The following is a 3,495-nucleotide window of genomic DNA, read 5'->3' as shown; positions in this document are numbered from 1 at the left end:
GCATGGATCAATCCACCCACAGAAAACGACGGTGACCAGCAGATTCACTCAAAAACCTCTGATCAAACCCGCCTCAAAAATCTTGACACGTTCCGTGCTCGACACCATCGCCGCGGACCATCCGAGCGTGGTCAAGGCGTGGGTCGACGGTGGCTACAACACCGCCGTACGTGGGCATGGCGCCGGGCTCGGCATCGACGTCGAGCGGGTTCCCCCGCCATCCTGGGAAGGGCTTCCACGTCCAGCCCCGCCGGTGGGTCGTGGAACGGACCTTCGGCTGGCTGATGCAACACCGACGTCTCGTCCGCGACTACGAAACTCTTCCCCAACGCACCCGGGCGATGATCCATTGGGCCATGGCTAACACAATGAGCCGCTATCTCACCGGAGAATCCACCCCAACCTGGCGAAACGAAAGCCCTAATCGGACCCATCTCGCCAAGCGGGATCAGATGCCCTCTTAGCCTGAATCCGTGGACTGGTCGTCCGATCGGGATTGAGCTGATCTTGGCGGTTTGAGAATGTGGTTGGTCCGCTGGTCGTGGTCCAGCTTGCTCTGGTGCTACCCGTCGGTGGTTGGCGGGTGTGTCGTGTGGTGCGTTCATTGGTGGTGGTGGTCGAGGTTAGGTGAATACAGCTTGCCAGCGGGTCAGCCAGGCTTGGGCTCGGGGCCAGTGCGCTGGTGGGTGCAGCACGGGGCGGCGTTGGGGGCGGGCGAGTCGGGCGGGCACGTTGATCAGGTGGGTGCGCAGGGTGGCGCCTCGGACGACGGTGTAGCGGCGTGTGGCGGTGAGGGTGCCGGCGGCGCGGAGCGGGTTGTGGCAGATCGCGGCGAGGATGGTCCAGGCGGCGTTGGCGCCGAATATTCCGCAGGGTTGGTGGGCCCAGGGGCCGTCGATGAGGTCGGACCAGACGGTTTCGCAGATGGCGTGGCGTCGGTGGGTGATGTCGGCATCGGTGACGGCTTCGGTGTTGTTGGTGAAGAATGGGTGGTAGCGCCAGACCGGGAACAGGGGGTCCTGGGTGTTGGCGTCGAGCACGCGGCGCACGATGAGCCGGCCGGTGATGGCGTGGCGGGTGTCGGTGAACGCGGTGTATTCCACTTCGGAGACCTGGGCGTCGGAGATCAGGTGCCCGGTGTCGGGGTCGACGACGGCGCCGGGATAGTGCACCGGTGTGTACTGCTCGTCGCTGATGCTGCTGATCGCGGCGTCGACCGCCGGGTTGTGGGTGATCGCGAACGAGAAGGTGGCGCCGGCCTTGACGACCGCGCGGTGACGAGCTTGCCGGCGCGGTACGCGGAGTCGCCACGTACGAGGATGTCCATCGGGTCCGCGCCGCAGGCGATCGCGGTGTTGATCGCCTCGGTGAGCATGGACGCCGCGCCACGTGACGAGCCAGCGCGGCCGGCCCGCAGCCGCACCCCCGCTACGACCGGCGCCGCGGTCTCGGTGCTGATCGTGACGGCGAGAGGGGACATGCCTCGGCGCAGGATCGTCTTGCCCGCGATCTTCGTGTGGCCGAACGAGGCGCCTTGCTTGGCGTGCCCGTATACCGGGCGCAGCAGCGAGTCGATGTCGACGAACACCCGGTCGTCGATGCCGTCCAGCACCGCCGTGCGCTGGGCGAGGGCGACCAGGTGCCGACTCAGCACCGCCTGAAGTTGCCGAGCATGGCCGTGGGTGAACTCACGTAGGAGAATTCCCAGCGTCGCGGCGGCGTAGACCCCACCGAACAGCTTCTTCGTCCCACCAGCGCGGATGACGTCCAGGTCATCGATGCTGTCCGCGCCCGCGGCCATCCCGGCGATGATCGAGGTCAGCTTCGGCGTCATGTTCGCCGCCCCGGACGTGATCCGCTCATCAACGAACCGGACATATTCATCCAGCAGCAGGGACAACCCAGCCTGTTCGGCCAGTTCCAGCAACGGCACCAAGCCCGCGTGCGACACGAGATTGTCCTCGTCGAACACCACGCCATCGAAAGGCATGAGATCCTTGCACCGAGAGTGTCCTTCCGAGCCGTTCTGATCTGGTCCTCAACAAACCCGATCATCGCAGCTCAGAGGGCACTCTCGTCATTTCCACGCCGCCTCCGACAGCGTCACACACAGGCCCGACCCACGAATTCAGGTTAAGCGAGACAGGCCCACACCGTTAGCGAGACAGGCCCAACGAGACAGCCCTTCAGCGGTGGGGTGGCGCTGATGTGCCTGGTGTCGTGGTGTGCGGTGGGGATGTGCGCGAAGGCGAGGCTGAGCGGGGACGGGTGGGGGTGGGGAAATAGCCGCGGTCCTCGCGGTTGGCGGCTCTCGGCTGTGCTGAGGCAGTAGCGGTCGACAGCCGCGCCGCGGCGGCGATGCCCGCCGGTGGCACGGTTGGGGTGCCCGCTGGTGGCATGGTTGGGGTGGGGAGGTGCCAGGGGGCGATTTTGTCAGTCTTGGTGACAGTGGTGGGCGCTGATGGTGGCGGTGGCGGGTTTTCAGCGAGGTGTGGGGGCTGCCCTGGAGGGTTGAGAAGCTCGGCGATGCTCAGTACACGCCCGGGGGCGGGGCCGGTCAGGGCGGTGGGGCCGGTCAGGGTGGTGGTGGTGGTGGTGTTCCCTGCGGGGACGGGCCGGGCAGGGACGGCTGCTGCGGGTTGCAGCCGCCATTTGCCGTCGGGGAGAGTGGTTGGGTTGTGGTGCAGGCCGTGCGCGGCCAACGCGGAAACCAACGCCGGATCCGGCGCCGCCACCCGCCCCCCGCCGGCCGCGATGTCCCGCAGTCTTTTCACCAGTTGGCCGATGGGAACAGGGACGGGATGACCAGGCAGCATCACTGTGGTGTCGTTTGTGATGCGGGTGCCTACCGGTAGGCGGTTCAACGCCTGCGCATAGTCCTGATCGGGCCGGATGATTTTGGCGCCGCTGGGTTGCAGCCGCCATTTGCCGTCGGGGGGCGTGGTTGGGTTGTGGTGCAGGCCGTGCGCGGCCAACGCGGTGACCAACGCCGGATCCGGCGCCGCCACCCGCCCCCCGTTGGCCGAGGTGTCCCGCAGTTTGTTCACCAGTTGGCCGATGGGAACGGGGACGGGATGACCGGGCAGCGTCACTGTGGTGTTCCGCGTGATGCGGGTGCCTGCCGGTAGGCGGTTCAACGCCTGCGCAAAGACCTGATCGGGCCGGATGATTCTGGCGCCGCTGGGTAGCAGCCGCCATTTGCCGTCGGGGAGCGCGGTCGGGTTGTGGTGCAGGCCGTGCGCGGCCAACGCGGCGACCAACACCGGATCCGGCGCCGCCACCCGCCCCGCGGTGGCCGCGGTGCTCCGCAGTGTGTTCACCAGTTGGCCGATGGGAACAGGGACGAGATGACCGGGCAGCATCACTGTGGTGTTGCCCGTGATGGGGGTGTCTACCGGGTGGCGGTTCAACGCCTGCGCATAGACCTGATCGGAATTCCTAGGTGCCATCCGGATCTCCTCACCTATTCGGTACTGGCCTCTCAACGAGCGATGA

Annotated in this window: 1 protein-coding gene and 2 pseudogenes; 1 reads left to right on the top strand and 2 read right to left on the bottom strand. The window is 66.7% G+C overall.

The features are described from left to right. Nucleotides 1-227: 227 nt before the first annotated feature. Nucleotides 228-464: pseudogene (locus ACIBEF_RS32050) on the top strand (transposase); the annotation flags it as partial. A gap of 159 nt (nucleotides 465-623) precedes the next feature. On the opposite strand, the pseudogene ACIBEF_RS32045 reads toward ACIBEF_RS32050, so the two are convergent. Then, a pseudogene (locus ACIBEF_RS32045) lies at nucleotides 624-1,990 on the bottom strand (IS1380 family transposase). A 196-nt stretch (nucleotides 1,991-2,186) separates the two neighbouring features. Then, nucleotides 2,187-3,449: a hypothetical protein gene (locus ACIBEF_RS32040; RefSeq protein ID WP_396797168.1), complete on the bottom strand. Its 1,263-nt coding sequence runs from the start codon at nucleotides 3,447-3,449 to the stop codon at nucleotides 2,187-2,189. Nucleotides 3,450-3,495 lie beyond the last annotated feature (46 nt).

It is taken from the genome of Micromonospora sp. NPDC050795 (assembly GCF_044456785.1).
GTDB lineage: Bacteria > Actinomycetota > Actinomycetes > Mycobacteriales > Micromonosporaceae > Micromonospora.
Note: the sequence above shows the minus strand (reverse complement) of the source record. Positions and strands in the feature narration are given on the sequence as shown.